9 protein-coding genes are annotated in these 6349 nt (G+C 44.1%); 4 read left to right on the forward strand and 5 right to left on the reverse strand.

Features of this window, described 5'->3' with window-relative positions; all coding sequences use genetic code 11:
* Window positions 1–137: 137 nt before the first annotated feature.
* Window positions 138–677, forward strand: coding sequence for an HD domain-containing protein (locus tag HOP45_RS16175; RefSeq protein ID WP_181350416.1), 540 nt, complete (start codon window positions 138–140; stop codon window positions 675–677).
* A gap of 29 nt (window positions 678–706) precedes the next feature.
* Here the strand turns inward: HOP45_RS16175 and HOP45_RS16180 are convergent, their stop codons facing one another.
* Both HOP45_RS16180 and HOP45_RS16185 read right to left on the reverse strand, forming a co-directional pair.
* The gene (locus HOP45_RS16180) at window positions 707–1243 is read right to left on the reverse strand and encodes a GNAT family N-acetyltransferase (RefSeq protein ID WP_181350417.1); all 537 of its coding nucleotides are present in this window, start codon (window positions 1241–1243) and stop codon (window positions 707–709) included.
* On the reverse strand, window positions 1236–1589 hold the full coding sequence (locus HOP45_RS16185; RefSeq protein WP_181350418.1) for a hypothetical protein: 354 nt from the start codon (window positions 1587–1589) through the stop codon (window positions 1236–1238). The genes HOP45_RS16180 and HOP45_RS16185 overlap by 8 nt, the downstream gene beginning before the upstream one ends.
* A gap of 97 nt (window positions 1590–1686) precedes the next feature.
* Between HOP45_RS16185 and HOP45_RS16190 the strand changes: the two genes are divergently transcribed.
* Complete coding sequence (locus HOP45_RS16190; RefSeq protein WP_181350419.1) at window positions 1687–2121, forward strand: OsmC family protein; 435 nt, start codon at window positions 1687–1689, stop codon at window positions 2119–2121.
* 70 nt (window positions 2122–2191) lie between these two features.
* Here HOP45_RS16190 and HOP45_RS16195 read toward each other — a convergent pair whose 3' ends face one another.
* Window positions 2192–2380, reverse strand: coding sequence for a hypothetical protein (locus HOP45_RS16195; RefSeq protein WP_181350433.1), 189 nt, complete (start codon window positions 2378–2380; stop codon window positions 2192–2194).
* Window positions 2381–2632: 252 nt separating this feature from the next.
* Between HOP45_RS16195 and HOP45_RS16200 the strand changes: the two genes are divergently transcribed.
* A complete protein-coding gene (locus HOP45_RS16200; protein WP_181350420.1) occupies window positions 2633–3112 on the forward strand; it encodes a hypothetical protein in 480 nt (159 codons plus the stop codon).
* Between the two features lie 7 nt (window positions 3113–3119).
* Here the strand turns inward: HOP45_RS16200 and HOP45_RS16205 are convergent, their stop codons facing one another.
* Window positions 3120–3932 carry an alpha/beta fold hydrolase gene (locus HOP45_RS16205; RefSeq protein ID WP_181350421.1) on the reverse strand — a complete coding sequence of 271 codons (813 nt, stop codon included), beginning with the start codon at window positions 3930–3932 and terminating at the stop codon, window positions 3120–3122.
* A 155-nt stretch (window positions 3933–4087) separates the two neighbouring features.
* Between HOP45_RS16205 and HOP45_RS16210 the strand changes: the two genes are divergently transcribed.
* Window positions 4088–5017, forward strand: a complete 930-nt coding sequence (locus tag HOP45_RS16210; RefSeq protein ID WP_181350422.1) for an alpha/beta hydrolase — start codon at window positions 4088–4090, stop codon at window positions 5015–5017.
* Between the two features lie 77 nt (window positions 5018–5094).
* Here the strand turns inward: HOP45_RS16210 and HOP45_RS16215 are convergent, their stop codons facing one another.
* On the reverse strand, window positions 5095–5991 hold the full coding sequence (locus tag HOP45_RS16215) for an aminoglycoside 6-adenylyltransferase (protein WP_181350423.1): 897 nt from the start codon (window positions 5989–5991) through the stop codon (window positions 5095–5097).
* Window positions 5992–6349 lie beyond the last annotated feature (358 nt).

Consider the following 6349-nt stretch of genomic DNA (forward strand, 5'->3'; position numbering starts at 1 on the left):
TACAACTACCCCAAGATGAACGCTCCTTTCTTCGGTGTGAGATCATTTATATTAACGCTTAATTCAACTAGCTTGCATAACTTGCTCAACGTACTATTTTACCACAATGTGAAGAGAATGGAAAGGGAGGGAACGACATGATTGAGAAAGCAAAGCAGTTTGCGACAAAAGCTCATCATGGACAAAAACGGAAAAGTTCAGAGGATGATTATATCGTGCACCCGATTCGCGTTGCGCATACATTATCAGCTGCGGGATGCGCCGAGTCCGTGGTGTGCGCTGGGTACTTACACGATGTTGTTGAGGATACGTCTATCACGCTGAATGATATTGAGCGGGAATTTGGCAATGATGTGAAGCAGCTCGTTGCTGCTCATACGGAGGATAAATCGAAGTCGTGGAAGGCACGCAAACAGCATACGATTGCAACCGTACAAACGGGCTCACGCGATGTTAAATATCTCATTGTAGCTGACAAACTCGATAATCTCTTATCGATGGAGGCTGAATTGCATCTGACAGGCGAGTCCATGTGGGTCCATTTTTCCAGTGGTTATGAGCAACAACGCTGGTATAATCAAGCGATCGTTGATGTGATGTATAATGGACTCCCGTCTTCTGATATCCCAGCGTTTTTCCATGAATATGAAGCGGCTGTACGCCGTTTCTTCCCTTGATCAAACGTTTGTTTAAGCTGCCCTAGACCCTAATGAGCGTTGAGGTACTCATCTTGCAGCACGCCCATGTGCACGACATCATACCATTGCCCGGAGCGAAACAGACTTTGTCTTGCTCTGCCTTCATGTTTGAACCCAAGCTTCTCATAGAGGTTGATCGCTTTATCATTGAATGAAAACACACGTAAGGCAACACGGTGCAGGTTCATTTCATAAAAGGCGTAATCGAGGAGGAGGGTCATCGCTTCGGATCCATACCCTTGCCCCCAGTAATCCTTCTCGCCGATGTCTATGATACACTCGGCGTTCCGGTTCTTGTGGTCGATATTAATCAAAGAGGTTATTCCGATAGGCGCGTAGGATTCTTTCTCGTGGATGATATAGCTTTTGGAAGTATCGGCTCCTAACATGACATGTTTGACAAAACGCTTGGTTTCTTCCAGATGATAAATGTCTAAATTCGGGTTGGTCGATTGCATGACATCCATATCGTTACGCCATTTATGATACAGCGTGATATCCTCTTCCGTCATTTTCCTCAAATACATGCGCTCGGTTTCAAACATCTTGCTCCCCTCCTTCATCATTCGTTACAACGGTTCCACCAAAATGATGGGTGAAAACAACGGCTAATTCCTTGATTGCTTCTATGTTCCACGGGGCTCTTCGGTTGTCATGAATATCAAGCCATAACCGATGGTGCTTCGGCCAATATGTAATTTCAAGCACACCTTTTTCCTTCCCTTTTTTGAAATGCCAATGATACGACCCTTTCTTACTGCTTAACGTGGTTCTTTGACTCATCGTTAAACCAGCTTCGGTCGTTAGTTGCTCGATCTCCTCACAAATCAGCTCATGATCAAGTGGTTTGACTTGATGTAAGTTTGATTGCTCGATTTCATAAGTCAGCATTTTATCCCTCTTTCTGCTCAATTACAACGAAATGAGTTTGCTAAACAACTTAAACGTAAACATATGATTATAACAGGTCCATAAGGAGGCGATTAGCATGACACAAACGTTCGAAATTACAAGCAATTCATCCGGCATGAAATCTGAGATCGAATCTGATGGTCACCATATCACTATCGACGAACCGGAAAGTATGGGCGGCACAAACACAGCAGCAGACCCGCTGACTACGCTGCTCGGCTCATTAGCAGGATGTGAAACGGCCGTTGCCAATATCGTGGCTAAAGAACTCGACTTTGATTTGCAAAGCATCCATTTCAAGATCAATGGAAAGCTCGATCCAAAAGGCCTGATGGGCGATCCTAATGTACGTCCGTACTTCCAGACCGTGAATATTGAAGCGACGGTAAAAACATCTGAAACGCAAGAACGCGTGGAGAAACTTCAGCAGTTGACGGATCAGCGCTGTCCCGTGTTTACGACGCTAAAAGCAGCGGATGTTGAACTGAATGCCAATTGGAACAAAGCTTAAGCTATGTATGAGGACCGTCCTGTTATACGGACGGTCTTTTACTTGATAATGCTGCAAAATTAGCTGGATGTTATAAAAAGGACGAGATAAGTGAAACGAGCAGCATCAAACCTATTCCCCCGAACAGAACATAGCCTATCCAGCGTATACCTTTCGGAAGCTGGCTCATCGATGCACCTTTACCGGTTGGATATCCCTCTATTTTACTTTTATGATCCATAGCATCATTGATTGGACGGTCCTGACGATAATGTGGCACTTAAACCCTCCTCTTTTTCGGTATCATTTTACCACAAAAAATGGATCTTGTTTTCTATTAAATTGACATTTTTGCTTAACTTTTTTCCTATTTCACTCACAATAATTAAAATTTCCATACAAAATTTTGGAGTTTTCTATCATATCTTTTACTTTATTATGAAACTAATTGTTTCCTCACTCGTATAATAGATAGATGCATTATTTTACATTTATGTAAATTGGGGTAACGCCTTTATAAGGAGACATTTTTGTGAAAAAATTAATTACGCTTATGGTGTTGATGTTTATCATTCCTGCTTGTGGCAGTGAAGATCCCGCCATTTCAGATGCCACAAAAGAAAACAGTCTCGAAGTTCATTACAGCACAAGTAATTTTCAAAGCTCGGTGGTATCCGATCGAGAAGTAGATTTGAGTAACCAGGATAAACTACTCGCATTTATAGAGAAGGAGTCTGACGCCCTCACCATTATCCATCATTTAAAAGAACAAGACCCTGTTCTGTCTAGAGTAAAAATGTCGGAAAGTGACCATACATACATTTATGAAGTGAATAAAGGGTTGTCCCCCATCCCAAAGGGCACCTATACCTGTTCAAAAAGCCCGTCGCTGAGCGGCCATATGCTTATGCTCGAACAATGCAAAAATGAAGAGAACGAAAAGTTTTTCTCCTTGCCGCTTATCCCGCTCACCGAAAACGCGATTGCCACAATTGAAAACAAGGTCAGCTGAATAGCTTTTATTGAGCAAGAAATCGAACCAGCTCGTGATTAAACTGTTCCAGTTCTGTATAAAACAGGCCATGCCCTCCGCTCAAGAACGGGATTAATTCCGAGCCTTGAATACCTGCATGCATTACTTCGGCTAAAGGAAAGGGACACACTTTGTCCAACACCCCATGAAAGATGCCAGTCGGCACGTTGATGGCAGGTAAATCTGAGCGCAGATCTTCATCTCGGAGCGACTGCGCATACATTGCCGTAGCGTGGCCGGATGCTGCTAATCCTAGAGTGTTGAACCAGTTCCGGACTCCTTCCGTTACATAGCGCGAAAAAAAGATATCACCGAACCCCTCCAGCATTTTCGGTCGGTTCGTATACGTGTTTTCAATGATTGTATCAATATCCTCTCTCGTCATCCCATATTTAAATCCCGGTCTCCTCGTAAACACCGGGGCAGCTGCCCCTATTAACACCAGTTTTTTCACCCGATTCCCGTGATGCCTTGCCATGTACCGAATTGCAACAGCACCGCCCATTGAATGGCCAACTAAGATTACATTCTCAACCCCTAACGACTCCATCACCATACTAATATCATCTGAAATCCGGTCATACGAATAGCCATACCACGGACGATCCGATTGGCCGCACCCACGCAAGTCTATCCCGATGCAGCGATATCCCAACTTCGGAAGCTGATTGAATTGATACTCAAACATGTTGTGATTGACTGGCCACCCATGTATAAAAACAATTGGCAGGCCGTCCCCGGGGTTAAGATCCTCGACATAAACTCTCACATTTTGTTCCACCGGTATAAAAAATCCCATCCCTTCTCCCCCAATACGAAAATGATCCGTAAGCTATATGTACGCATGAAAATGGGAGCTATGTCATGGATGAGGCAGTGTGAGAACGTTGGAGCGGTTTATATAAAGGACGATTTGTATTATACTGATAGCAACAGATTGCAGGAGGAACACGCATGTTTAGGAATATTGTTGCTAACAGAAAAAAATATCTCCCCTTTATCCTCGTCTCATTACTCGTGGGTGGGGCGCTGCTGTTTACAAACACAACACCCACAAGTTCCGAGAAAACAAAGGAAATCACACCCACGCTATTCGTCCACGGGTACAAAGGCGGGCCAGGATCGTTCGGCACGATGCTCTCGCGGCTGGAAAGCCAAAACATCGGCCAAAAAAGCATGATCGCCCGGGTCACACGTAACAATAAACTATTAATCAGTGGCGATATCTCTAATCAGACGAATCCATTCATCCAAGTTATTTTTGAAAATAATAGAGCAAGCATCAAAAGCCAAACTGCTTGGCTCCAGCAGATTTTGCGCCATTTGCATGACGATTACAATATAGAGAACGTTAACCTCGTCGGCCATTCAATGGGAGGGCTGAGCTCGACTAATTTTGTATTGCACAACCAGAACGATCACTACCCCAACGTAGACAAGCTTGCGGTTATCGCGAGCCCCTTCGAAGGCATCGAACGTGACGGGTATTTCGATGTGAATACAGGGCGAGCAGCTGTCGATTTGCAGTCTAAATCCCAGGCCCTTAAAAGCATGGTCGATCGCAAACACCAATTTGACGAAAATACCCACGTATTGGCTGTAGCGGGCGTTATTAATAAAGAAAAAGGTGAAAAAACAGAGGAAGCCGAAATCTTAGCGACTTCTAACCAGAGGTATAATAATAGAGAGGCCAAACAAACCGAGGTGGCATGGGACGGTCTTGTAAGTTTGCCAAGCGCACTCGGCATCAAGACCATCGCCCCCAAAGAACACTATGCCCAAAAGATATTCTATGACACGAGAGCCACCCATTCAGGGCTCCATGAACATACCGGTGTTGATGCCACACTAGCTAAATTCCTCTGGAACATCCAAAGCCACTAAACAGGCAGGCGCCAATCGCGCCTGCCTGTTTAATTTTTGACCCAGAACAAAAAAGAAACACCCGGCTCTTTTCAAAATCACCATTTTGTACCAGGTACGCATCTTTCATTTTTTAGTGTGGTAACCCATTCTGTAGCAAAAGCATCGGCTTGGGAAGGGTATTGGAGGTCCATGCGGGCACAGACTTCTTTTGCCATTTCTCGATACAGCTTCATGGTTTCTGTTAACGATGACCAGATGTCGTTCGCTTCATACCTGGGAAACAAATGTGTAAACCGCTCTACTAAATCCGGACCCGCCCACTCTTCAAAAAATCTATAGCCATGCCATAACTCTATGTCGGCTCCATTTCTAGTTTGACGCTCGAGTTTTATCGCATTCATAAGCAGGGGTTTCATATGCTCGTCGCAAGCAGATTTGGCAACCAATAATTCGCCGCGCCTGATCTTCTTAGCTGCCCACACAGCGTGATACCAGAAGTCATGCATGTCATTGATGACCTCTTCCCCGGAGGGGGAGGGCTGGTCCAACGACCCCGCTTGCTGCTGCAAATGATCAAAATCATCCGTGAGCTTATCTTTATCGATAATGACGTGAAAACCTTTAGCGAGAACCTGCTGAACGTCATTTAATTGTTTCTTCTCGTGAAAGTCAGGTTCAGAAAATACCGCAAAATCTACATCCAAACCGCCTTCATACAAGACCCTGCGCTCTGTCCCGCCTCCAACTGCCGTTTTTTCCAAGAAAGTAATATAAGGCATGCCCATCCTGCAAAGCCATTCCTCTTGGTTCAATAAAGAGGAAGGGGTTTGAGCCACAATCACAATATCTAAATCGGACCAACGATCGGCAGGCTTCACCTCTCCCCCTCTTGACCCTACGATAAACGCAGCTCGAATATTTCCGTTCTCTTTTGCATACGTAACAAACCGCTCTATAATTTGAGAAAATGTCAGGTCATATGGGTTGTTCACAATGGCACCTCCACGTTCAGATGCTTTATATTTCCATATTCTCCGTGATAATTCCTTCTAAAGCGGTGTTTTTTATACAGGGTTGTAAAATTAATGTCTGTTGCAAATAAAACTCCGTTGTCGTGACTGAAAATCTGCCAAAGTTGCTTTGAAATCAACAGAATCAGTAGTAATTTACAATACTAGCTAGGTACAATAAGCAGTTTAAATAGCATCAGATTTTCACGAACAAAAAAACCACTCAAATTTTAAAATACAAGTGGTTAATGGTTTGGTAAACTAATTTTTCAACAGCCAACGTTGAATAGAGATAGGGGGAGGTGGCTAACCTCCATCCCTCTCACACCACCGTACGTAC

The sequence above is a fragment of the Thalassobacillus sp. CUG 92003 genome, assembly GCF_013618635.1.
Lineage (GTDB): Bacteria > Bacillota > Bacilli > Bacillales > Halobacillaceae > CUG-92003.

Excerpts from the sequence above, each read along its gene's own strand:
- HOP45_RS16175 (WP_181350416.1), top strand. The coding sequence starts at position 138 with ATGATTGAGAAAGCAAAGCAGTTTGCGACAAAAGCTCATCATGGACAA.
- HOP45_RS16180 (WP_181350417.1), bottom strand. The coding sequence starts at position 1,243 with ATGTTTGAAACCGAGCGCATGTATTTGAGGAAAATGACGGAAGAGGAT.
- HOP45_RS16185 (WP_181350418.1), bottom strand. The coding sequence starts at position 1,589 with ATGCTGACTTATGAAATCGAGCAATCAAACTTACATCAAGTCAAACCA.
- HOP45_RS16190 (WP_181350419.1), top strand. The coding sequence starts at position 1,687 with ATGACACAAACGTTCGAAATTACAAGCAATTCATCCGGCATGAAATCT.
- HOP45_RS16205 (WP_181350421.1), bottom strand. The coding sequence starts at position 3,932 with ATGGGATTTTTTATACCGGTGGAACAAAATGTGAGAGTTTATGTCGAG.
- HOP45_RS16210 (WP_181350422.1), top strand. The coding sequence starts at position 4,088 with ATGTTTAGGAATATTGTTGCTAACAGAAAAAAATATCTCCCCTTTATC.